At 44.5% G+C, this 25,916-nt stretch carries 13 protein-coding genes, 1 tRNA gene and 2 pseudogenes; 4 read left to right on the forward strand and 12 right to left on the reverse strand.

The genetic code is table 11. From position 1 onward, the window contains the following. Positions 1-77: 77 nt before the first annotated feature. From mgtE to serS, 5 genes and pseudogenes are all read right to left on the reverse strand, one after another. A pseudogene (gene mgtE / locus LRS05_RS02065) lies at positions 78-1,431 on the reverse strand (magnesium transporter). After that, entirely contained in the window at positions 1,421-2,200 is a 780-nt protein-coding gene (rsmA, locus tag LRS05_RS02070; RefSeq protein ID WP_257866795.1) for a 16S rRNA (adenine(1518)-N(6)/adenine(1519)-N(6))-dimethyltransferase RsmA, read from the reverse strand. The pseudogene mgtE and the gene rsmA overlap by 11 nt, the downstream one beginning before the upstream one ends. A 21-nt stretch (positions 2,201-2,221) precedes the next feature. Continuing rightward, positions 2,222-2,542 (reverse strand): DUF4286 family protein, encoded by a 321-nt coding sequence (locus tag LRS05_RS02075; RefSeq protein ID WP_257866796.1) that lies wholly within the window; start codon positions 2,540-2,542, stop codon positions 2,222-2,224. A gap of 140 nt (positions 2,543-2,682) precedes the next feature. Further along, entirely contained in the window at positions 2,683-4,464 is a 1,782-nt protein-coding gene (locus LRS05_RS02080; protein WP_257866797.1) for a tetratricopeptide repeat protein, read from the reverse strand. A gap of 156 nt (positions 4,465-4,620) precedes the next feature. After that, a pseudogene (gene serS, locus LRS05_RS02085) lies at positions 4,621-5,893 on the reverse strand (serine--tRNA ligase). A gap of 147 nt (positions 5,894-6,040) precedes the next feature. On the opposite strand from serS, the gene LRS05_RS02090 reads away from it, so the two are divergent. Beyond that, positions 6,041-7,951 carry a M1 family aminopeptidase gene (locus LRS05_RS02090; RefSeq protein ID WP_257866798.1) on the forward strand — a complete coding sequence of 637 codons (1,911 nt, stop codon included), beginning with the start codon at positions 6,041-6,043 and terminating at the stop codon, positions 7,949-7,951. 2 nt (positions 7,952-7,953) lie between these two features. After that, a complete protein-coding gene (locus LRS05_RS02095; protein ID WP_257866799.1) occupies positions 7,954-8,484 on the forward strand; it encodes a YgcG family protein in 531 nt (176 codons plus the stop codon). 415 nt (positions 8,485-8,899) lie between these two features. On the opposite strand, the gene LRS05_RS02100 is transcribed toward LRS05_RS02095, so the two are convergent. From LRS05_RS02100 to LRS05_RS02120, 5 genes are all read right to left on the reverse strand, one after another. Beyond that, positions 8,900-9,898, reverse strand: coding sequence for an aldo/keto reductase (locus LRS05_RS02100; protein ID WP_257866800.1), 999 nt, complete (start codon positions 9,896-9,898; stop codon positions 8,900-8,902). Between the two features lie 76 nt (positions 9,899-9,974). Next, on the reverse strand, positions 9,975-11,177 hold the full coding sequence (locus LRS05_RS02105; RefSeq protein ID WP_257866801.1) for an MFS transporter: 1,203 nt from the start codon (positions 11,175-11,177) through the stop codon (positions 9,975-9,977). A gap of 98 nt (positions 11,178-11,275) precedes the next feature. After that, positions 11,276-12,226, reverse strand: a complete 951-nt coding sequence (locus LRS05_RS02110; protein ID WP_257866802.1) for an aldo/keto reductase — start codon at positions 12,224-12,226, stop codon at positions 11,276-11,278. Position 12,227: 1 nt separating this feature from the next. Next, on the reverse strand, positions 12,228-13,271 hold the full coding sequence (locus tag LRS05_RS02115; RefSeq protein WP_257866803.1) for a Gfo/Idh/MocA family oxidoreductase: 1,044 nt from the start codon (positions 13,269-13,271) through the stop codon (positions 12,228-12,230). A gap of 107 nt (positions 13,272-13,378) precedes the next feature. Continuing rightward, positions 13,379-14,449 (reverse strand): NADH:flavin oxidoreductase/NADH oxidase, encoded by a 1,071-nt coding sequence (locus LRS05_RS02120; RefSeq protein ID WP_257866804.1) that lies wholly within the window; start codon positions 14,447-14,449, stop codon positions 13,379-13,381. A gap of 214 nt (positions 14,450-14,663) precedes the next feature. On the opposite strand from LRS05_RS02120, the gene rseP reads away from it, so the two are divergent. Further along, a complete protein-coding gene (gene rseP / locus LRS05_RS02125; protein ID WP_257866805.1) occupies positions 14,664-16,004 on the forward strand; it encodes an RIP metalloprotease RseP in 1,341 nt (446 codons plus the stop codon). Positions 16,005-16,167: 163 nt separating this feature from the next. Beyond that, positions 16,168-16,242 (forward strand) — tRNA-Asn (locus tag LRS05_RS02130). Positions 16,243-16,379: 137 nt separating this feature from the next. Here the strand turns inward: LRS05_RS02130 and LRS05_RS02135 are convergent. Both LRS05_RS02135 and LRS05_RS02140 read right to left on the reverse strand, forming a co-directional pair. Further along, positions 16,380-17,369, reverse strand: a complete 990-nt coding sequence (locus tag LRS05_RS02135; RefSeq protein WP_257866806.1) for a PorP/SprF family type IX secretion system membrane protein — start codon at positions 17,367-17,369, stop codon at positions 16,380-16,382. Positions 17,370-17,372: 3 nt separating this feature from the next. Further along, a complete protein-coding gene (locus tag LRS05_RS02140; protein ID WP_257866807.1) occupies positions 17,373-25,640 on the reverse strand; it encodes a PKD-like domain-containing protein in 8,268 nt (2,755 codons plus the stop codon). Positions 25,641-25,916: the final 276 nt, after the last annotated feature.

Here is a 25,916-nt window from a genome sequence, read left to right on the forward strand (position 1 = left end):
ATTGTTGCACAAAGTTAATGAAAGTGGATCATTCTACAGAGTTACACAGAAAGGCACAGAGGCTCACAGAGTTTAACCTAAAACCCTAATATCATTTTCGCAATAGTGAAATAAATCAATATACCGCAGATATCATTACTGGTGGTAATAAAAGGACCCGTGGCAAGGGCGGGGTCAATTCCGAATTTATTAAGTAGTATAGGTATAAATGTACCCAATAATGAAGCTATGATAATTACTGTAATTAATGAAACACTTACTGTAAGGGCAAGGTCATACCCCTGACCTAAGAGAAAGTGGCTTCCTGCAATAAGCAGTCCCGCCAGTATAGACCCGTTGAGCAAAGTAAGCATTACTTCCTTTATAAGCCGGTTCCAAAGCGACCCACTAAGTGTGTTGTTCGCCAAACCCTGTACAATAATTGCAGACGATTGTACCCCCTACATTGCCTGCCATCGCAGCAATGAGTGGCGTGAACAGGAATAACTCACCATGCTCTTTCATGGCGCCTTCAAAAATGCCCATCACTTTTACAGTGATGAAACCTCCGAACAATGCCAGCACAAGCCACGGCAGCCGTGCTTTGGTGAGTTCAAGTATGCTGTCATCCGCCTCAACGTCCTGAGAGATACCTGCTGCGAGCTGGTAGTCTTTGTCGGCCTCTTCTTTAATAACGTCTACAATGTCATCAATGGTAATACGCCCTACTAGGCGGCCCAGTTCATCTACAACAGGTATGGCTTCAAGGTCATACTTCTGCATGATGCGCGCCACCTCAACATCCGGCGTATTTACTTTTACAAAATCAACTTTAGGAATGTATATATCGCTTATAGGCATGCGGGTAGATGTGGTAAGCAGGTCTTTCAGCGACAGCCTGCCTTTTAGCTTATCTTCATCATCTACAACGTATATAGAATGTACCCGCTTTACATTTTCAGCCTGTACGCGCATCTCCTTTACACAAGTGAGCACGCTCCAGTTTTCGTTCACTTTTACAAGTTCCTTACCCATAAGCCCGCCGGCGGTGTCTTCATCATAGCGAAGCAGGTCAACAATATCTTTGGCGTGCTCGGCATCAAGAAGCTCCGATATTACCTCTTCCTTTTTATCTTCAGGTAGTTCGGCAATAATGTCGGCAGCGTCATCAGTACTCAGCTCATCAAGCTCTTCGGCAATTTCTTTGGCAGAAAGGTTTTTCAGGATTTTTTCCCGTACCTCTTCATCAAGCTCAAGGAGTATTTCAGCAGTTTTTTCACTATCAAGGATGTTGAAGAGGTAACTGGCTTCACTGCTGTCCAGCTCCTCCATAATCTCAGCGATGTCGGCATAGTGTACATCACCCAAAAGCGCCTGCAGCTGCTCTTCGCGGTTCTCTTCTATGTATTGCTCAATCTGCGCAATAAACTCCCTGCTGATCTTAAACTCCATTCGCCTCTATCTTTTTTACCAGTTCAATAAAGTCTTCTGTCGAAAGCTGTTCCGGACGGAGGTCAAAGATACTATCTTCCCGCAAATTATCGGGCAGGTTGAGTGTTTTTAAACTGTTACGAAGTGTTTTGCGGCGCTGGTTAAAGGCAGTCTTCACAACATTAAAAAACAGACGCTCGCTGCACGGCAAGTGGAAATTTTCTTTACGGCGCAGGCGCAGCACACCCGATTTTACTTTTGGCGGCGGGTTAAAGACATGTTCTGAAACCGTAAACAAATACTCTGCATCGTAAAAAGCCTGAACTAAAACGGATAGTATCCCATAGGTTTTGCTGCCTTTCTTTTCACAAATGCGCTCGGCTACTTCTTTCTGGAACATCCCGCTGAATTCGGGTATCTGCTCGCGTAGTTCCAGTGTACGGAAAACAATTTGTGATGAGATGTTATATGGGAAATTGCCGATGATTGCAAAAGGCTCGTTACCAAAAGTTTTTGATATATCGTACCGAAGAAAGTCTTCCGACAGTATTTTGCCGTGGAGCTTCGCGTAATGTGCATTTAGGTACTCAACCGATTCGGCATCTATCTCAATCACATAGGTCTCAACATCTTTTTCCAGCAGGTATTTGGTAAGCACACCCATGCCCGGGCCTATCTCGAGGACTTTGTTGTACTCTTCAAGCGTAAGTGTGTCGGCAATGTCTTTGGCAATACTTTCATCTTTAAGGAAATGCTGCCCGAGGTGTTTTTTGGCTTTTACTTTATCCATCTTTTAGGCCAAAAGCCACTATTATATTGATTTGAATTCTTTCAGCAACTCCAGCTCTGTGCGGAATGCCAGCATTTTGTCGCCGAATAATCTTGCTCCTTCTTCACGCAGGCGTGGTGCATCTTCTTTGTAATAAGCCTGAAGCTTATCATGGTTTTCTGCGAAGTATTGCACTGAATAGGTACTGCCGCCCATTTCTTCCACCACAAGTACCTTTACCATTTTAGCTTTAATGAATTTGCCGGTGTCCATTACGGCAGGTATATGTTCGTCCATCATCCATGAAAGCCATTGGTCGTGTACGCTCTCGTCTATATTTATGGTTACGTTGTAGATTATCATTTTGGTGTTGATTTGGTTATACGGTAAGTTGGTTAGTTGTCTTAGCTACAAAGATAAACTACCTTGGTTATAGGACAAGTTATAGAGGTGGTAAAATTTGAGGAGGTGATTTGGTTATGCGTTAATTCGTTAATTTGGAATCAACTCGCGGTATCTCCTCTCAGCAGCCTGAACTGCTTGCGGGCTTCCACAAAATAAATACTGTCCTGGTGAGAGAAAAGCACTTTCTCATACAGCGCCTTGGCCTTTTCAGGGTCGTTGAGTTTCTTATTATAGATCTCGGCCGAGAAGAACAGCGCCTCGTCTATGTAGATACCGTCGGCATATTTGTCGATGATTTGCTGGTAATGTTGCAGCGCCAGGTCATACTGCCCCTGATTGGCATAAATCTTCCCTATACGCAGCAATGTAACATCCTGAATGCTTGACGTTTTATCATTGGCAATGATGTCTTTAAACTGTGACAGCGCCTCTGCCCTTTTGTTCTGGTACAGCTTGAAATCAGCTTTGGCGAATTTCTTAAGAGCGGTCTGAGTGCTGTCTTCTACAGTATTATCGGTTATCAGCAGGAAAATCTCAAGCGCATCATTGGCAATAAGCTGTGATACGGATGATTTAAGAACTCCCAGCTGCTTCTGCGCCCATTCAAAGTCACCTTTGTAATAGCTAGCTTTGGCAACTTTCAGGCTGGCTTCATGGCCTACGGCATCGTTCTTCAGGTCTTCCTCAATTTGGGCATAGTATATTATCGCCTGGTTAAATTTTTCATCAAGCAGCAAAATATCGCTAAGCTTCATCTTTACTTCGGCAACCTCATATTTATTCAGCGGAAGCTTTAGCGCCTGGTTTAAAACTTCAGTAGCCGTTTTGGTATCTTTCAGGTAAAAGGCTGCAAAATCAGCTTTGTTAAGTTGCAATTGCAATGAAGTCGGGGTAGTGCCATATTGGCTAAGCAGCACATCAATACGCTGCTTTATGGCAGGGTAATCTTTCTCCTGCGCAGCTTCAATGTCAAGGTCAAGCAGATAGTTATGCGCCGTTATCTGTAATTCGGCATCTTGGGTATTGTTCAGGATGAAAGTCAGAATTTCTTTTGCTGTTTCATTTTCTTTCTCCATTACTGAAAGCCTTGCCAGGTTTACAATATTGGAGAAATATTCGGGATTGCGCTTAAAAATAGCTTTCTCTTGTATGAAAGCTTTGCCGTAATCTTTTTGCTGTACGAAAAACCAGCTCATAAACTGGTTCCAGAAAATATCCTGGTTCTTTTGGGTATTCAGCAAAAGCGCTTTGCGTAACGATGCCACAAAACCCTCACTCTGCTCTTCATTCATAAACCGTGTAAGCTGGTTCTGTACAAGCGGGAGGTTTTGCTGATTGGTGTACGAGTATGACAACAGCTTTTCAATCATCAGGTCGGTATTGCCAATCTGCCCCTGTAACAGCGCTATCTGATAATCAAAATTCATGCTTTTGTTTGATGCCTGTGCTGCCTCATAGGTCTGGAGTGCCTGCTGTATTAACACCTTTTGTTCAAATGTGTTAGCTACCATATACACATGCCCCGGATTTTCCTTTACGGCATCTATAGCTTCTTTGTATAGCTTATCAGCCTTGGCCTGATTTTTCTGCAACTGGTAATTGTAGCCCAATTCTACCAGCAGCTGTGGCTGATGGCGCATACGCTGCAGTTTTTCAAGCAGGTATTTTTCGGCATCAGCATAGCGCTGAAGTTGCTGATATGATGCTGCAATTTTCTGGATAAAGAAAGTGTTGCCCGGCTGTTTCTTTTCCATGTCCTGATAGATGGACAATGCCTTTTCAAACTCACCTTTTTCAAAATAGTTATGGGCCAGCTGCTCATTTTGGCAGAAGGCGGTTATTGTGAGTAGGAAAAATAAAAGGGCGAAGGTCTTCTTCATTTCAGGAATTTTATGGAACGCGGATGACGCGGATCAAAACTGATTTAGCGGATTTATTTAAACTTACAAACGCATTAAATGCAGAAATATTGGCATATCAGCGTTGATCTGCTAAATCCGCGTCATCCGCGTTCCATTCGGCTCCTCCCAAATTTACTAATTTATTATATCAAACCCTGTATACGGCCTTAAAACTTCGGGTACTACAATACCTTCCGGTGTCTGGTAGTTTTCAAGGATGCCCGCAAGTACGCGCGGCAACGCCAGTGAGCTTCCGTTAAGGGTATGTGCCAGGTGGTTCTTCCCGTCTTTGTCCCTGAAACGCAGCTTAAGCCTGTTACTCTGGAATGTCTCAAAGTTTGATACAGAGCTTATCTCAAGCCAGCGGGTCCTGCGCAGTTGAGAACACCTCAAAATCATACGTAAGGGCTGATGCAAAGCCCATATCGCCACCGCAAAGGCGCAGTATCCTGTACGGTAGCTTCAGTTCCTGAAGCAGGGTTTTCACATGCTCAACCATACCGTCAAGCGCTTCATAAGATTTATCAGGATGTTCTATACGAACTATCTCTACTTTGTCAAACTGGTGCAGGCGGTTAAGGCCACGCACGTGTGCACCGTATGACCCTGCCTCCCTGCGGAAGCATGGCGTATAGCCGGTACACAACACCGGCAGCTCATTTTCCTGCAATATCACATCGCGGAAAAGGTTGGTCACCGGCACCTCGGCAGTTGGTATAAGGTAAAGGTCGTCTATACCTACATGGTACATCTGGCCTTCTTTATCTGGTAATTGCCCTGTCCCGTAACCTGAGGCTTCATTCACCAGATGCGGCACCTGGTATTCTTCATAGCCTGCGGCGGTATTTTTATCTAAGAAATAAGTTATTAGCGCGCGTTGCAGCCTTGCTCCCTTTCCTTTATAAACCGGGAAGCCTGCACCGGTTATCTTCACGCCCAGCTCAAAATCTATCAGTTCATATTTTTTGGCGAGTTCCCAATGCGGCAATGCGCCTTCAAATAGTTGCGGAATGTCGCCTTCGCGATGTACTTCCTCATTATCATCGGCAGATTTACCGTTTGGCACGATATCCGCCGGAAGATTAGGCAGTTTATACAATGCCTGTGTAAGCTCTTCAGTCACGGCAGCCAGCGTATCACCCAGTTCTTTACTTTTCTCTTTGTACTGGCCTGTTTTTTCTTTAATGATGGCAGCCTTGGCTTTCTCGCCGGCCTTCATAAGTTCGCCAATGTCGCGTGACAGTTTGTTGCTCTCGGAAAGTACGGTATCAAGTTCAACCTGTGTGTGGCGCCTCTTTTCGTCAAGCGCTATCACCTCATCAACCATTGCTGCGGCGTCAAGATTTCTCTTGGCCAGCGCCTGCACTACTTTGTCCCTGTTTTCCCTGATAAATGCTGTCTGTAACATCGGTTAAAATTTTATAAGAAGCGCAAATTTAATCATTTGTTGCAATTAACTGCCTGCCGTTTTTAAGTTTCACCTATTTGCTTTAACAATTTACTGCAACAGGTGAATGTTTTTCTGATTACATTTGAAAAATTTTTGCTGAGACCTATGAAAAAGATTGTTGCCCTGATAGTTACATTACTATCTGTTTTACCATCGCCGGCACAAAACCATGATGTTGCTTCTATAGCCGAAGCCGAGCGTAAGTCGGCATCAAAACTCCAGAATTTCCAGGCTAACATCAACACATCAAATTACAATGTGGTGAAGCAGCGCCTTGAAGTGACTGTGAACCCTACTGTATATTCCGTAAGCGGAAAAGTTACCACCCACTTCATTGCCAAGCAGCCCATGAATACCATTACGTTTGATATGGCTACGCAGCTTACGGCATCATCTGTTACCCGCAACGGCCAGCCGCTAAGCTTCAGCCAGAACAGCAATAAAGAGCTGGTGATAACTCTCCCGGGGGTACAGGCGCAAAATGTGCTTGACTCGGTTACGGTTACATATTCGGGCATACCGCCTACTACCGATGGCGCTTTCAATATAGGCACACACAATGGCAGCCCTATGCTGTGGACACTTAGCGAGCCCTATGGCGCTAAAGACTGGTGGCCCTGCAAGCAGGACCTTAATGACAAAATTGAAACTCTTGATGTGTATATTACCGCACCTTCACAGTACGTAAGCGTAAGCAATGGCCTGCAAAAGAGCGTGGTTACCAGCGGCAGCAACAAGATTACGCATTTTAAGCACAATTACCCTATACCGGCATACCTTGTGGCAATAGCCGTAAGCAATTACAGCATATTTACACAAACAGCCGGGACTGCGCCAAACACTTTCCCTATTGTTAACTACATATATCCGGAAACTGCCACTACGGCCCAGGCACAGCTGGCTTCAACATTGCCTATTATGAACCTGTTTGAAGAACTGTTTGAGGCTTACCCTTTCCGGAATGAAAAATACGGCCATGCGCAGTGCGGTATTGCAGGAGGCATGGAGCATACCACAGTATCGTTCATGGGATATTTTGACCGTGAACTTATCGCACATGAACTTGCCCACCAATGGTTTGGCGATAAGGTTACCTGCGGCACATGGAAAGACATCTGGCTAAACGAAGGCTTTGCCACCTACCTAAGCGGCCTTGTTGTGGAAGACTTTGACGGCATGATACCTTTCAGGACGTGGAAAAACTCACTGATTAACAACATAACATCCAGCCCTACCGGCACGGTGTACCTCACTGATGCCGATACTACCAATATAAACCGCATTTTCAGCTCACGCCTTAGCTACAACAAAGGCGCTATGGTGGTGCATATGCTGCGCTACAAACTGGGAGATGCCTTATTTTACCAGGGGATAAAGAACTACCTGGCCGACCCTGAACTGGCCTATGGCTATGCTAAAACGGCTGACCTGCAGGCGCATCTTGAGCTGGTGAGCGGGCAGAGCCTTAGCGAGTTTTTTAATGACTGGGTTTACAAGCAAGGCTACCCTACATACAACATTGCTGCACAATACCTTAATGGCACAAACTACCGCATTACCATAAACCAGACGCAGAGCCACCCTTCGGTTACTTATTTTGAGATGCCTGTAACGGTACGATTAACCGGCAGCAGCAACCAGTCTCTTGATGTGAGGCTTGACAATACCTTTAACGGGCAGCAGTTTGTTGTTTCTGTGCCGTTTACGGTAACAGGCATAACGTTTGACCCGATGAAAGACATCATCAGCAAAAGCAGTACAGCCACACTTGGCGCTACTGAAGTTGCCCTACTCAAAGACATCCGCCTGTACCCCAACCCAACCAAAGGCGAACTTAACGTAAGCCTGCCAACCGGCGTTACTGCGCAAAACGCGACCTTCTACAATGCCCTGGGGCAAAAAGTGATGGAAGCCAAAGGCACACAATGGAACGTGTCGGGATTATCTGCCGGGATGCATTTTATAACGCTTGTGACGGATAAAGGGACAACACAGCTGGAGTTTGTGAAGGAGTAGGTATGAAATATATTATATTCTTCCTGTTTTTCGGTTTGAATGCATCCACGCAAGAGAAGGAAATTATTTCAATCTATGACCTTGACTTATCTTTTTGGCAAACACTACCTAACCCAGTTAACTGGACAAGTGATTTTGAAAAATTATTCACACCGGAAGAAGAAGCTGTATTGAATACTTTGGTAGCTGATTTTGAGAAAAAAACATCCGTAGAGATAGCCGTTATAACCATACGAACCAGTGCAACACCTCACGAAAAATTTGACGAACTGGCTTTACATATTGCAAATAAATGGGCTGTTGGCAAACCAAACAAGAATAATGGTATTCTAATTTTAATCTCAAAGGGACACAGGAGAATACGTATAGAAACGGGACTGGCGATTGAACAATTGATATCCGACCTGGAAGTCTCGAAAATAATCGAAGAAAACTTTATTCCGAATTACAAAAATGGCAATTATTTTGAAGGAACGAAATCTGGCTTGTCAGAGTTAATCAAGTTATATCTTCAGAAAACAAAGATTGATTAGGCTCTTTAAGTTCAATGTGATTAGCTTAAAATTTCATTTCCAGTATTTCAAAGAACGAAGCAAAACTTGACTTTGAAATATTGGGAATTTTATTTTGCAAAGATACGGCGGGTTTATCAGAGCGTTGTGACAAAACCCGTTCAAAAATGTACAGTTCATCGATTTTATGATAGCCCTTCGCGTTCTTCAATTTCGAGCGAAGCTTGCAGAGTCGAGAAATCTCAAATCACATTCGGGATTTCTCCTATCGTCCGAAACCTAACGAAGTGGTTCAGCGAAGCTAAATGGAAACATCCTTTGCTTCTTAGCGCCTTTGCGGGATTTCATTTGTACTGGCCCTTCGGCAAGCTCAGGGTGACAGCTTCACTCAGGCGAGATTTCTCCACTTCGCTATGCTCCGGTCGAAATGGAAGAACTAACTCCGTATCAACTCCAGATCACCCAGCGTCTCTGTAATAAATTTTACTTCTTCTGCTGATAAGTTTACATTCACGGCCTTTGCATTCTGTACCGATTGCTGTGCGTTGCGGGCGCCGACGAGGGCTACATCTATGGCGGGCTGCTCTATCGTCCACTTTAGCACGAGTTGGGAAAGCGTTACGCCTTTATCATCTGCCATTGGCTTTATCTTGCTGAGGAACCCGTTTACATTCTTCAGGTTCTCTTCGCTGAAAAAGAAATGCCCCTTGCGGTGATCGCCTTCCTCAAACTGGTAGCCGGGTGTCACTTTACCCGTAAGCAATCCACGCTGCAGCGGACTGTATGCTATGATACTCTTTCCATGCTCCAACGCATACGGCACGGCATCTTTCTCTATTTCTCGCTTTACCATGCTGTACGGCACCTGGTTTGAGATTACGTTGGTGTATTTGTCAGCTTCTTCCCACTGGGCAGCGCTGTAGTTAGAAACTCCGGCATACCGTACTTTACCTGCTTTGATGAGGCTTTCCACGGCTTCCATGCTTTCCTGTATGGGCGTGGTGTTGTCGGGCGTATGAATCTGGTACAGGTCGATGTAGTCCGTTTTCAACCGGCGCAGGCTGTCTTCACATTCTTTGATGATACTGTCACGACCCGAATATTTATACGCATCTATATCATTACCCTGATTGTCTTTCGTCTTCATGAAAAACTCGCCTTTGGTAGTGTCCCACCTGATGCCGAACTTTGTCAGGATTTGGTATTTATCGCGTGAAATTCCCTGCATCGCTTCCGCAAGAATTTCCTCGCTTTCTCCCTGTCCGTAAATAGGCGCGGTGTCTATTGATGTCACGCCTTCATCATACGAAGCACGGATAGCCTCAATTGAATCTTTGCGTTCATTGCCGCCCCACATCCATCCGCCCACGGCCCAGGCACCAAAAGTTATTGCTGAAAGTTCTAAGTCTGAGTTTGCTATTTTACGGTAAATCATATTTTTATTTTGTTTCAGGTTTAAAGTTTCAAGTTTATACATGTTGCGAAGTTCCCCCTTCGGGGGTTAGGGGCTTTTATTCTATTTTAATTCTCGTCGTCAGATATGCTATCCCAAACCCAAAGATAGCGATTATCGCGAACGATATCCGCAGGCTCGAAGCATGGGCTATATAGCCTATCACGGGCGGCCCCAGCATAAACCCAAGGAAGCTTACGCTGCTCACTGTTTGCAATGCAATACTCGGCGGCACATTGGGATTTCGGCCTGCCAGACCGAAAATATTCGGCACGATGGTAGATACGCCTAGGCCTACAATCATGAATGAGATTGTAGCAGGAATAATATACGGAAACGCCACCGCGCTGAAAAGCCCGACAGATACGAGGCAGCCCGCAGCCTGTAATACTTTCTTCCGGCCGAACCGACGGATTACGATATCTCCGGAAAAACGCCCCAGCGCCATCATAACCATGAATGCCGTAAAGCCGAGGGTTGTGAGCGATGCCGGAACCTGCACCACATCTTTAAAATACACCCCGCTCCAGTCGAACATTATGCCCTCACTCACCATGCAGCAAAACGCCATGACCCCAAGCCAAAGCAGCATCGGGTCGGGCTTTGAGAAAATTTTACGCCTCGGGGGCAGCGGCACCTGTTTTACTTTGACAAGATATTTGTAATTGAGGGCAACGATTGCAAAGACGGTTGCTGCTACAATAATAAAATGCAGATAGGTTGGCAATTTCAGCGCAAGCATGCTCAGCCCTATGAGTCCGCCTGTAAATCCCGCTGTGCTCCAGGCGCCATGAAAAGACGACATGATAGCCCTGCGGAAAAGCCCTTCGGTGTAAATTCCCTGCGTGTTGACCGAGATATTGGTAAGGTTGCTGCAAATGCCGAAGCAGAATAACCCGAGCATCAAATGCCAGCGTTCCTGCGCAAAGCCGAGGCCGATGAGCGCGGTTGCATATAAACACAGGCCAAGCACCACGGTTTTATGGCTGCCGTATTTGTTGACTATCCTTCCTGAAAACGGCATGAGGAACATTTGCCCGAACGGAATTGAGAACAGCAGCGTACCCAGGTCGGCCTCACTCATACCCATGGATTCACGGATTGTTGGAATGCGGCTCACCCATGTTGAGAAACATAGCCCCATGCAAAAGTAAAACAGCCCCACCGCCCAACGGATGCGTTTGAGGTACGACTGCTTTACATCTTTAAACGCCTTGCGGTAGTTGAGTGATGTTACTTCTGTATTTTTTTCTTCTGCCATTACTTCAGAAAAATCGTTTCCAAAATTTCATAAAAGTTTAAATCGTTAAAGAAATCTTAAAACCTGTACCCCACCTTCCACATCGTTCAGGAAAAAATTTACCACGCGCTTTCCTGGGTTAAAAGTTCAATCTCGTGAGCAGTGATTTCAAGTTCCGGTGCCGCAATTATGCTCTCAAGCTGCTTAAGGCTTGTGGCAGAGACGATTGGAGCTGTTACGGATGGGCGGTGTATGAGCCATGCTAGTGCTACAGTCGTCGGAGTTGTGTTTAGCTGTTTTGAAACCTCATCCAGTGCCGCGAGGATTTTAAAGCCCCGGTCATCGAGATATTTGGCTACACCGCCACCTCGCTGACTTTTGTCGAGATCATCTTTGCTGCGGTACTTGCCTGTAAGAAAGCCACTTGCCAGCGAATAATAGTTGAGTACACCGAGGTTGTTGCCGAGGCAAATCGGCTCAAGGCCATCTTCAAATTTGGCTCTTTCGTACAAATTATAATGCGGCTGAAACGTCTCATACGCCGGGAGGCCGTTTTCAAAAGCCTTTTGCAACGATTCTTTCAACCTTTCAGCCGTAAGGTTTGATGCCCCGATATGACGCACTTTACCTTCTTTAATCAGCTGAGCATAAGCCTCTAACGTTTCTTCTATCGATGTGTCTTCGTCATCAAAATGCGTCTGGTACAAGTCGATGTAATCGGTTTGCAGGCGTTTGAGGGAGTCTTCCGCAGCCTGTAAAATGTATTTTTTAGAAAGTCCTTTTTTACCTCCGCCCATATCACTGCCTACTTTTGTAGCGATGATGACTTTATCCCGGTTGTTGTTCTTTTTCAGCCAGCTTCCGATTATGGTTTCCGACTCGCCGCCTTTGTTTCCATCAGCCCAGCGTGAATATACATCTGCAGTATCAATAAAGTTGAAACCTGCGCCGGTAAAAGCATCAAGGATTTGGTGTGATGTTTTTTCATCTATTGTCCAGCCGAATACATTGCCCCCGAAAGTTATTGGGTACACTTCAAGGCTGGTGTTGCCAAGTTTTCTCTTTTCCATGTTATCTTACATCTATAATTTTACGTTCGCTGCTGCTGTATTGCACCGCATCAATTATCTTCATTGTCATAATACCTTCATTTGCAGGCACGGGAACTGGTTTATCATTTACAAGAGCATCATGCAGCGCATTAAACAACGTCATATAATTCCCTCGTTCTGTCATTATCTTTTTGCGAATCGCTTCACCATCGATTCCCGTATGTAATAGCCCCTGCTTATCTTCCGGCTCAATGCCGTAGGCCGTGTCTTCCGGCTTAACCCCCACCTTAAGCTGGTCTTCCTGCACATCACCGCGTTCTTTAAGGAAGGAGCCGTTCTTGCCATGAATAGCATAAGACGGTACGGCTTCGCGCACGAAAAAACCCGCATGCAATTTTATCCGCTTGTCAGGATAATACAGCACGATGCTGAAATCATCATCAATCAGTGAGTTATTACGGGTTTTACGCAGGTCACCATATACTGCTTCAGGAAAACCGAAGAGCTGCAACGCCTGGTCTATTACATGTGAGCCCAAATCCCACAGTATGCCCGCACCGGGTTCTGCCACTTCTTTGTGCGCTTTGGGGCTTAGTACAGGGTTATATCGGTCAAAACGTATTTCGGCTTCAACAATATCACCCAACACGCCTTCATCCAAAACTTTTTTAACGGTAAGAAAGTCACTGTCCCACCTTCGGTTTTGGTACACACAAAGTTTTAGTCCTCTACTTTTGGCGAGGTTATCAAGTTCCTGTGCTTCAGCAGCATTTGTTGTAAAAGATTTTTCTACAAGTACGTGTTTGCCGGCGTTCAAAGCTGCTTTGGTATATTCAAAGTGTGTGGCAACAGGCGTGTTTACTACTATGAGTTCGGTATCGCTTTGCAAAAGTGCTTCAAACGAATTAAAACTTTCTGTAGAATGATAGTTTTGCTGTATGTTCTTTGTGCTGCGTTCCCAGGCGCCAATGAGCTCAAAACCTGGATGCGCATTAAGGAATGGGGCATGGAATACTTTGCCCGACATGCCGTAGGATAATAATGCTGTTTTTATTTTTTTCATTTTAATGTAACCTCATAGGTAGATAGTTTGTCGCTCCGACCCGATAGCCATCGGGACTGCGTGACAGCTCCGAGTTCGCCAGTGTTGAAAATTGTGACTGCGACTGATTACTTTTTCGCCCTTTCATACTGCTTCGGCCACATCACATCACAATCGAGTTCGCGGGCAAAGGTCAGGGCGATATTAGGGTCGCGCAATGCTTCGCGGGCAAAGAATACGAGGTCGGCTTTACCATGCGCAATGATTTCTTCCGCCTGTTGGGCGTTTGTTATCAATCCTACTGCCGCGCTCATTATGCCCGCCTCTTTGCGCACCCTTTCAGCTACCGGCACCTGGTAGTTAGGGCCTTCGGTAATCTTTTGGTGGCGCACCAGCCCGCCCGATGAGCAATCAACCACATCAACACCTTTTTCTTTTAGTATCGCTGCAAGCTTTACACTATCATCAATAGTCCATCCGCCCTCGGCCCAGTCAAGCCCCGAAATGCGCACAAACAGCGGCAGGTCGTTTGGCCATACCTGCTGTACAGCTTTAACTACTTCAAGCAATAACCTGATGCGGTTTTCAAAACTTCCGCCATAGTCGTCTGTCCTTTTATTGGTAAGCGGCGAAAGAAACTGGTGCAGGAGGTAACCGTGCGCCGCATGTATCTCAACAACTTTGTAGCAGGCCTCATGGGCGCGTTTTGCTGCCGACCTGAAATCGTCAACTACTTTTTTCAGCCCATTAGCATCCAGTGCAATCGGGGGTAGCGCTTCTTCTTCGCCGTAACGCAGTCCGCTTGGGTCAAACGTGCGCCAACCGCCTTCATCTTCAGTTAATTTCCTATGCCCCTCCCACGGCGTACACATACTGGCTTTACGGCCTGCATGTGCCAACTGAATGCCCGGGAAAGCATTCTGGCTCAGTATAAAAGTAGTTATCTGCTTGTATTTTTCGATATGTTTATCACTCCAGATGCCAAGGTCTGCGGGAGTGATGCGCCCTTCCGGCGATACAGCTGTGGCCTCCTGCATTACAAGGGCTGCACCGCCTATAGCCCGGGCACCAAGATGCACCAGGTGCCAGTCATTAGCGAAACCGTCTATTGCTGAATACTGGCACATTGGCGAAATCACTATCCGGTTTTTAAGTATAAGGCTTTTTATCTGGAGGATGGAGAACAAGTGTGGTTCCATATTGTGATGTTTGAATCCTGTTAATTGAAAGATTACAAGAAGAATAATCTTACAGGTAAAATTAGCAACCCTAAATTTACCGCACAATGATGAGACATAAAACCTGCGCATTAATTATTAACAAACATTTAAAAATCGTGTAAGAAAATTTAAAGCGGGAGAAGTTATCAGAAAACGTTACTTTTGTGCGTTTACTACGTACTAAAGTTTAAAAATGGAAATAGCTATTAAACTCGCACAGTTCTTACTGAGCCTGTCTTTACTAATAATATTACACGAGCTGGGTCACTTTATCCCTGCAAAAATATTCAAGACGAAAGTCGAAAAATTCTACCTTTTCTTTGATGTAAAATTCTCGCTTTTCAAGAAGAAAATCGGCGAGACTGTTTACGGCATAGGTTGGCTTCCGCTGGGAGGCTACGTAAAAATTGCCGGTATGATTGACGAAAGCATGGATACCGATGCCATGAAACTGCCACCACAACCTTGGGAATTCCGCAGCAAGCCGGCATGGCAAAGGCTTATAATCATGCTTGGCGGTGTTACTGTCAACTTTATTCTGGCCGTTCTTATTTACATAGGTATGGCTTACGTGTATGGCGAAACTTTTATTGCGAATAAAGACGTAAAAGACGGTATATGGGTGAGCAATCCGGTAGGTGAGCAATTAGGCTTTAAGAACGGTGATAAGATATTGAAAGTTGACGGTAAGGAAGTTGCGAATTTCGATGATGTTTCATACAATACACTTTTCGCCAAAGATGTAACCATTGAACGAGGTGGTGAAGTTAAAGATGTGAAGTTACCCGTTGACCTTATAGACAAAATGCTTGATGGTAAGAAAGTACCATTGTTTTTATACAGAATACCATTTGCGGTAGGCGGTTTTAGTGATGACTCTACGAACAATGGTATTTTAGAGAAGGGCGACATCATTACCTCAATTAACGGCCAACCGGTTAAATACTATGATGAAGCAGCGCCAATAGGTGAAAACCTTAAAAATCAAAAAGTTCCTGCAACTATAATTCGTGATGAAAAAGAGAAAACAGTGACACTTACATATAATAAAGAGGGTAAAATTGGGGTAGCCCCCGCTATCACTCCGCTATCAAACCTTGAAAGACTTGGCTATTATGATGTAACAAGAACGCAATACGGCTTCTTTGAAGCATTCCCTGCCGGGATAAAAAGAAGTGGTGAGGAGCTTACGAAATATTTTACCCAGCTGAAAGCCATCTTTACACCAAGCACAGGCGCATACAAAGGCGTAGGCGGGTTTTATGCCATTTTTGACATCTTCCCTAACTCATGGAGCTGGGAAGCCTTCTGGAACATTACAGCGCTATTATCAATAATGCTTGGTGTGATGAACCTATTACCTATACCGGCTCTTGATGGTGGGCATGTTATGTTCTTGCTATACGAAATGATTACAGGCCGAAAACCTGGCGATAAGTTTATGGAGTATGCCCAAATGGCTGGTTTCTTTATACTTATAGCGCTGGTGCTGTTTGCCAACGGCAATGACATTTTTAAAGCCTTCAGCAAATAACCAATTTTTTAAAGATTTTTGCACAATTTGTTTGCGGAATTTAAAAATGGTTTTATATTTGCACCGCAATAAAGGCGACGGCCCGCTGCAAAAGTTCTTTAAAAAGCAATGTAATTTTCACCTGACGCCGATTAGACAAAAATTACAATAACAATATACAGTTTCCTCCTTAGCTCAGCTGGTTAGAGCATCTGACTGTTAATCAGAGGGGTCCTTGGTTCGAGCCCAAGAGGGGGAGCAGTGAAAGAGAAGCCTTTACAGAAATGTAAGGGCTTTTTCTATTTTTAGTATTGCCGAATTTTCACTTAATTACAGTTGTAGTGAAACTGTAAGTAAAAAGTGGAAACAGTTCACCTGAAAATATATAAATTCAAATTAATAGTAGTCAGGGCATCCATCACATTTCTTCTGCCAATCAAATTGATATAACATAGAAAACTCGTGGATACCGCCTGTACGGCCTATGCCAGATGTGTTAGCATCATAAGAGTAGCCTATCTTCAAACTTTCATATTTCAGTCCAAAGTAAGGATTGACCGAAGTAAGCAAATGACCGTTTGGTGCGTTGCGAGCTGGGTTTGTCGCCGCAGTAACCCCTACAAATACCCGTTCGAAGATAATTCCGGCACTAAGGTCAAACCTGTTAAAGTTCCCCTGCTGCATATAATTGCCTGTAATTAATAACTTAGAGTCAAACGGCAGAAAGGTATTCATAAAGTTAGAAAACTTAAACTCATAGCCAGCATTAACCGAAAAAAACATGTCCAGAGGTACATTACCGGCTTGGGTAAAAGATATATCCGGCCTGTTTAGGTGCCTTAGTGATCCGCCCACCCAACATTCCTCATTATTAAACAGAAAACCAGCGCCTATATCAAAATAACCTGCCTTATTGTTTAAGGCAAGGGGATCCATACTTACTGTGCTTACTGTACCTGTACCTATATTCAATTGATCTTCAAGCACAAGGTTCTGGAAACCATATGATTTTCGGCCATAGCCAACCTCAATGGCGGGGTGAAAGTACCAGTCATCAGAAATCTCTACACGATAGGCATATGAACCCGTAACCAGTGAAAGGTTATAATCAGTAAATGATTCACGCTGGCTTAGGAAACTGATTCCAAAGCCGCTGGTCATTTCTTCACTCCATGTATTTAAAAATGCATAGTTACTTGTAATTTTCAGGTCAGATGTTGGCCATTGGCTGCGATGCATCACTCCAACAGATGTAGTTTCCATAAACCCTGTAAAGCCGGGATTTATAGTTTGCGGCACCATGAAGTATTGGGTAAAGATCGGGTCTTGTGCATGTAATGAGACTGCAATAAGCAGAAGTATTGTGGTGTGTATATATTTTTTCATGGCTTATTTAATTAAAACTAATGGGCCTTCATAATTGGCAATATTTCCGTAGAAAGTTTCAACTTTCATTCTATAATAAAAGTTGCCATTCTCGGCAGGGACACCTTTTACATTACCATCCCATCCGCGCAGGGTTTCGCCTTTTTCAGAATATATCATTGAACCCCATGTATCATAAACTTCAAGCTGAATTGATTTCAAACCGGTGTGCTGTGCATTAAACGTGTCATTAATGCCGTCAGCATTCGGCGTAAATCCGTTAGGTATCATCACATTATACCCTTTTTCAACGGTAAGAGTAATTGTTTTGCGACTTATACATCCGTAAGGATACACCACCGTTTGGGTAACCACATAAGTACCTTCCCGCTGGTACGAGTGTGTAGGACTTTCTTCATCAGATACTGATCCATCACCAAAATTCCATGACACGCTAGTAAAATCACCTGTTGACGTATTTGTAAATTCTATAGGGTCGATAATTGAGTAAAGCCCATAGGTTTCAAAACCGTAAGATGTAATGGTATGTGATATGTCACCCAGCTGTTGTGTGTCAACCCCAAATGTATGGATAGCAGTACATCCTTTAAGGTCTGTAACTGTAACAGTCACACTGCCATTTTGATTTGTTGTCATACTACGACCACCTTGTCCGCTCACAGTTCCCGATGACCAGGAGTACAGATACGGTGGTATGCCACCTGATGCTGTGGCTGTATTAGTTTGCATTACGTATTTAGTCGTACAGTTAAAGTCTACATTGCTGGTTACTGTCACCTCAAGCGGAAGTGGCCTAGTCACCTGGAATTGCCTTGAAACCGAACATCCGCGGCTATCGGTAACAGTAACTGCATAATTGCCTGATGTAATGCCGGTAAGATCTTCGGTTGTTGCGCCATTTGACCACGAGAATGTAAACGGTGGAGATCCACCTGCTGGAAGCAGGTTGATGGCCCCACTCATGGTATTAGTACAATTGTCGGCATTAGTAACTACGCCGCCTAAAGTAAGTGGCTGCGGCTCTACTATAATAAAACTGCGTGTTATAACGCAAGGTTTGCTATCGGTAATCGTTACGGTATATGTACCGGCAGGAAGGTTAAACCTTGCGTTACCTGCGGTAGGGTCATCATTCCACACAAGCGAAACAGGTGCCTGCCCTCCCACCAGATTCAGCACTATACTACCATCGTTGGCGCCGTGGCATGATATATTGGTATGCGCAGGATTTATTGTAAATATTGGCGCTTCGGGAATTATAACGCTTATGACCTTACTGCAATTGTTGCTGTCCTTTACTGTAATGACATAAGTACCTGCCGCAAGATTATCCTGGAATGTGCCTGAAGCAAAATTATCCCACGTTACCTGATACGTTCCCACTCCTCCTGATATTGCAAGTGAAAGTGAGGCATCATTAGCCCCATAACAACTTATTGGGGTTTGGGTAGGAATGATTGTGATTTCCGATGGCTGTGTAAGTGTAACTGAGATAGTAGCGCTACATCCGGAAGCATCTGTAACGGTAAGTATATACGTGCCGGCCATCACATTAGCGAGGTTTTGCGTTGCTGCGCTAAAGCTATTCGGGCCTGACCACGAATAAATATAACCTGATGCACCCGGAACACCACCCGACACATTTACTGATACAGTCCCTGTTGAAGCACCGTGACACAATAGGTTGGTATGGGTCTCAGTAATAGTCATTGAAAGTGGCTCGGTTAAAGTATATACCTCTTGGGTAGCTACACATCCGTTTGAATCAGAAAGATTTAGGGTGTACGTTCCTGCAAACAATCCGGTGAGGTTTTGTGATGATGCGCTAAAGCCATTCGGGCCTGTCCATTGGTAAATATATGCGCCGGCGCCGCCCGCAGGAGTTATGTTTATGGTACCATTACTTCCCCCACTGCAACTTACGCCGAAGCCGTTGTAGTCAGATTTTATACCTGTGAAGGTTACCGGTTGCGGTTCTGTTATAGTGTAGTTCTGTGTTATGGTACAAACGTTTGTAGCATCACCAATCGCCACTGTGTAAGTGCCGGGTGAAAGGTTTGAAATAGTTGGTGTAGCTGCAGTGAATCCGTTAGGGCCTGTCCAGGCATAAGTATATACAGGATAACCGCCGGTTATTGTCAGGTCAATGCTTCCGTCATTTGCGCCGTTGCATGTTATGCTGAAACCATTATGATTTGATACCGTTGCATTGCTTATTGCCAGCCCTGATGCCGGTTGTGTAACTACTATTCCCGTAAGTGTTTTTACAGTACCGTTGGCATCCGTTACTTTAATGTCATATGTTCCGGCTGCTAAATTGTCAAACACATAGTTTAGGGCTGTAAGATTATTTACTGCCTCTACTACACCACCGCCTTGTAGAATAATTTGGTAGTCAAACGGAGCAATAGATGGCTGTGTAATTTCTACCTCAATAACTCCGGTTAATTGCCCGAAGCAATTCACGTTTACATGGCTTGCAATAACTTCCTGTATCACAAGCGGCATAGGTTCGCGTACATTGAACGGAACCACTACAGCGTTACAAAGCCCGTCCGTTACTGTCACGGTATAAACACCAACCGATAGTCCTGTTAAATCCTGGGTTGTTGCCGCAAAACCATTAGGGCCAACCCATGAATAACTATAGCTTCCGGAACCACCCGTAACTGTCAAATCAATAGCGCCATCACTGCCACCCGCCGTGCTTATCTCAAAGCCGTTAAAATCTGAAAGCACGCTGGTAACTGAAATCTGCGGCTTAACCGTCACGACGATATCAAATGGCTGCCCATTACAATTACCCGGCTGTGAGAGCGGAGTAACCGTATATGTTGCAGTTTGTGTAGTGGTTGTAGGGTTAGTTAATGTCCCCGTAACAATCGTTTCACCTGTGCCAGCTGCACCGCCTGTAAGTCCGCCTGTAACAACCGGTGCACTCCACGAGTATGTTGTAGCCGAGGGAATACTTGCCCCGGCAATGGTAATAGGGTCAATGGTAAATGTGCCCCCACTGCAAATTGTTGCTGTGGTATTTGCTATCGTTGCTTTCGGGTTGACCGTCACAGTTACCGTAAATGGGTTACCTGTACAGCCATTATAAGCAGGCGTTACAGTATAAGTTACCGTTACAGGAAGTATTGTACTATTTGTTAGTACTTGGCTGATGCTACTTTGCGGAGCAGACTGTGCGCTTCCCCCCGCTATGGCAGGGACGGGCGCAGCCCATGTATAAGTAGTGCCTGCAGGTACGTTATTACCGCCGCCGTGTACTGGAGATACAGTAAACTGTTGCCCGCTGCAAATGGTTGCCGTCTCCGTTGATGTTACTTCAGTAAGCGGGTTGATGGTGATAGCTGCTATTGCAGATGTTATTACCTGGCATCCACCCGAAGAGAATGTCACTGTTGCAAAATAGTATGTAGTACCAACAGTTGTACCCTGCGGTTGATAAGCGGGACTGTTAGCTCCGGGAATCGCGGTTGCGCCTGCTATTGAATTTGTTGAATTTTCAAACCATTGATATGTTGGCGTACCTGTACCGTTTACATATGCTACTGTAAGGGCTGAAGGTGTTTGCAGGTGGCACACATTAGCAGTAAGCGGCTGGGAAGTAAAAGCCGGCGCGGGAATAACTTTCACTTCAGCAACCGAACTGAATACAGAACATCCTGAAACAGCTGTTTTTACTTCACAGTAATAATACTTTGTTTGGGCAGTAGTTACCTGTGCAGGCACAGGCGGGGTAAATGTTGATGTATTTTCACCTGCTATAAGCGTACCGGCAGAAGTACTGTTTGTGTTGCTCACGTACCACTGGTATATATAGTTCGGAGAATCAGATCCGCCACTTGCCGTAACGCTTAATGATTGTGCTGATGCGCCTGCACATAATGTCTGCGGCGTGAATGCCGGGTTTGTAATTGTTGGGTCGGGCACAACAGTAATCATAGCAAAGTCACTAGTCGCTGTGCCACAGCCATTGCCGCTTAATGTTATTATCGCGTAGTAATATAGCGTTCCTACTGTGTTTGTAGGTGGTGTATATGATGAAGAAGTAGCTCCTGTAATTATGCTTGCCCCTGTTGTTGAGACTGTAGTATTGCTGTACCATTGGTAAGCAGGTGTGCCGTGGCCGCCGGTATAGCCAACAGTAAGTGCATTGAGAGTGCCTCCAACACAAACTTCCTGCTGTGGTACAGGTTGTGTTGAAATTGTTGGCAAAGGATGAACAGTGATTTTGTATTCTGCATTGGGGCCGGGACATGCGGTGCCAGTAGAAGTTGCCGCTTTTGCAGTGTAAGTAACAACCACAGGCGCCGTGGTAGTGTTTTGCAGTATTTGTGCCGGGATTGTGTTTGTCCCCGAGCTTACTATTCCCGTAATTCCTGTAGGCGCGTCAGCTGTCCAGGTAAAGGTTGCACCGCTTGTTGTGCTCGTAAGCGTTACAGGCAATGTTGTGCCTCCTGAGCAAACTGCCTGGTCGGCTATTGAAAACGCCGTTGTTGGCGCAGGGTTTACCCTTATTGTAAACGTTTTAGAAGGGCCGCTACAGTTACCAATTTTGGGTGTTACTGTAATTGTCACCGTAATGGGATTATTAGTCGTGTTAACCGCATTAAATGCTGGTACATTACCTGTACCTGATGATGATACCATACCTATGTTGCCACCCGTAGCCACCCAATCGTAGGTTACTCCGGTAACATTTCCTGAAAAAATATCGGGTGTAGCTAGTTGGCCATTGCAAACGGTTACATTGGCTATTGCATTCACATCAGGCACAGGGTTTACACGAATCTCTACAGTAAAAGGATTGCCTAAACAGCCATCTGAAACAGGCGTAATTGTGTAGGCGACTGTGGCCTGGGAATTTGTGGTGTTGTTTAGTAGCTGTGATATTGATGTTTGCTGAACAGCTTGTGCTGATGCACCGTTAACTGAACCCGCCGGTGTTATCACCGGGTCTGCCCATGTATATGTTGTTCCGGCCGGAACTATATTACCGCTGCCGTTTACAGGAGTAATAGAAAATGTCGCGCCGCTACATATGGTTGTTGGAAGTCCGCTTATGTTCGCTGCTTTAGGCTTTACCGTAATCGTATAGTTAAATTCTGCCCCTGGGCATGGGGTAGTACCGGTTAGTGCAGCTTTTGCCTTGTAAGTTACTGTAAGAGGGGCATTGGTGTTGTTTACAAGATTTTGTGCCGGTATTGTATTTGTACCGCTTGTTACAACACCTGTAACTCCCGGAGGCGCTACGGCAGTCCAACTAAAGTCGACACCCGATGTGGTACTTTGCAGTGTAACAGGCTGGCTTTGTGTTTCGGTACAGATTGTCTGGTTTGCCATTGAAAATGTAACCACCGGCGATGGGTTTACCGTTATAGTAAAAGTTTGTGCTGCCGCTGAACAACCATTGGCCGTGCCAGTTACTGTAATGGTTGCTGTGATTGGGGCAGCACCGGTGTTTGTTGCGTTGAATGAAATGTTACCCGAGCCCGAAGCCGCAAGCCCAATGGCAGGGTTGCTGTTTGTCCAGGTATATGTTGTCCCCGAAACGGCATTGCTAAACGTTATTTCCCCTGACGGCTGGCTGTGACAAAGTATTTTGTCGGTTAGCGTAAGAGCCTGTGGTGTCGGGTTTACGGTAATGGTAAACGTTTTTGGCGTACCGGCACAGCCGTTTATTGTAGGTGTGACGGTGATGGTCGCTGTTACCGGAGTTGTTCCTGTATTTGTTGCGGTGAATGATGGTATAGCTGTTGGCCCGGTAGCCAACAGTCCTATTGATGCATTGGAGTTCGTCCAGGTATATGTAGCTCCTGCAGTTCCTGTGAAGCTAGTGCCGGGATGTGTAGCACCATTACATAGCGTGATGTTTGGCGTTGCGCTGGTAATGGTTGCCAATGGCTGAACTGTAATGGTGAAGGTTTGTGTAGGCCCGGTACAGCCGCCTTTTGACGCTTTTACAGTAATTGTTGAAACAATTGGAACGTTGGTGTTATTTACAGCGGTAAATGATGGAAGATTTCCATTGCCCGATGCAGCAAGGCCTATTGCAGTATTAGAATTGGTCCATTGGTAGGTCACTCCACTTTCAGGACTTGAAAAACTTGTTGCCGGAACTGATATGCCTTGACATCTTTCAATATTTGTTACCGGATTGACTGTTGGCGCGGTTGCCACATTTACAGTTTGTGAAGCTGTTGTTGTGCCACATTCGTTGGTTACTTCCAGAGTAATTGAATGTGAACCTCCACTGGAAAAGCTCACCGGGCCCGGGTTGAGGCTGGTTGAAGTAGCAGGAGTACCGCCATTAAATGTCCACAAGTAAGATACTGATTGTGAAGTACAATTCGAAACGTTTGCGGATGGAGACAAATTGGCCCCAGAGCAAACAGATGATGTTGAAGTTATATTAACAGTAGGTTTTTGCTTTACCGTAACTGTCTTCGTGATGGTCTGTGTAGCGGCATTACAAGATGTAAGAACTTTTAAAGTAATTGTGTATGTCCCCGCGTTCGGAAAATTAAACTTCGGATTGGCAGATGTTGAATTGGTTCCACCTATAAAATAATTGTAACTACTGCCTGGATTTGTACCGCAGTTAGCTGCAGAATATGAAACAGTCCACTGATAAGTAGGACTGCACAGGTCTGTAAGATTGGTAGTGTTTGTAGTCTGAACTTCAAAAGGAGCACAGCCTTCGTTGCCACTTAACGTAAATGCCGCTGTGGTAGCCGGTTCAATACAGATTGTTTTAGTTTTTATGCTTGTACCACAGCTGTTTTGGGTTGTAAGTGTTACCGTATAATTACCTGGCGTTGAGAATGTATGTGTGATATTAGGTGTTGAAGTAGTGTAATCTACAATTACATTTGGCGTTCCATCTCCAAAATTCCAAGTGAATTTTGTGTCGCGTGTACATCCCGCCTCATATCCTAAAACAGTAATATTTGTAAATGTTACACTTGTATTTACACATGCATATTCAGGACTGGAAAAATTTGGAACTGGCTTAGCAATTGTACTGATATTAGCAATCGTCCCTGTAGTGAATGCACATGCATTTGTAACGGTTAGTTTGACTGTAAATTCATTGTTTGGGCAGCTTGTATTACTATAAGAATAGGGGACTGGATAATTAGCAGATGCAGCTGGATTTGAGGCATTATAATGAGGAGATGCAACTAATTGTTCCTGAGTTAAGTTTAGGGGAGTAGAGCCATCTCCATAATCAATATTGTACGTTGTACCAGGAGCATTTGTAGCCCAATTTGAAATTGTAAATTGAATGAGCGAAGTAGGTACACAAAGATTTTGAGTATTTCCGGGGCTATTAATACCTCCCGAAGGATTATATACGTTTTTAATGATATAGGTTTTCTTTGTCACACAACCATTTAATCCTGTCGCTGTTATCACCATTGAGTAAGCACCAAGGCTATTATATGTGTGAGTTATTGGAAAGTTTGTAACAGGAAAACTTGTTGGTGAGTCACCCCAATTTACTGTGTAAGTTGTTCCTGAACATGCATTAATTGAAATATTATCAACTGTTATGTTATATACAGGATTGTTTGCAGCATTCGCACAATTATTAAAATATGTGGATGGGCCTCCACTTGCATTTCCATCTTTAAAATTGACGTCAGGCCTCTGCTTAATCATGATTATATGTTCCTTAACAAGACTCTCGCAATTGTTACCATCTTTCACTTTAAGCTTTACAGTGAAATTTTGGGTGGCGCAGCCAAAAGATTCAAATGTATGTGTAGGGTTTGCAGCTGTCGAGGTATCTCCGTCGCCAAAATCCCACGAATAAGTATAAGGGCCATTTCCGTTAGAAACAGTCGATGTGAATTGTACACTTGTGCCCGCACAAGCATTATTTGCAAACGTGAAGTCAACTGAGGGCAGCGGGTTTACAGTTACTGTTTTACCTTCGCTCATTTCAGGAGGAGCAGTACCTTCTGTTAATTCAGCGTAAAATGTTTCTGTTGCTGTTAAAGCAGGTGTTATAAAAGATGTACCTGTGAAAAGTAATGCACCTCCAGTAGGTGCGTCATACCACCTTATAATTCCGGGCCCACTATAATTTACTGTTAGAGTTACTGTGCCACCACTGCAAACACTATCAGGTCCATTTATAATTGGCGATGCAGTAAGACGATTTAAATAGCGAATTTTTATATCAAGGACTTTTGCATCAACATTCTGAGAAAATATTAGCAACAGAACACACAAAACATAGTAAAAGTGCTTCATGAAAATAGTAAGGTTTTATCGGTATTATTTGGGATGGCAAACGTAGTAAATTTCGTTAACATTTTGTTAACTAAATTATTATAAATAAAAAAATACCTCTATGAGAGGTATTAGCATAAAGTAGCCTAATCTTCCCAGCCACATAATGTTCGGCCATCTTTTTCAGCCACTGTCAATTTTATTTTGACAATATCATGCTTACAGTTGCTAAGGCCGCGACACTTATCGTTGTAATGATATTTTGTTGCAGTCTTGCTGTCGCAAATGTAAACTTCT

It is taken from the genome of Flavobacterium sp. J372 (assembly GCF_024699965.1).
Lineage (GTDB): Bacteria > Bacteroidota > Bacteroidia > Flavobacteriales > Flavobacteriaceae > Flavobacterium.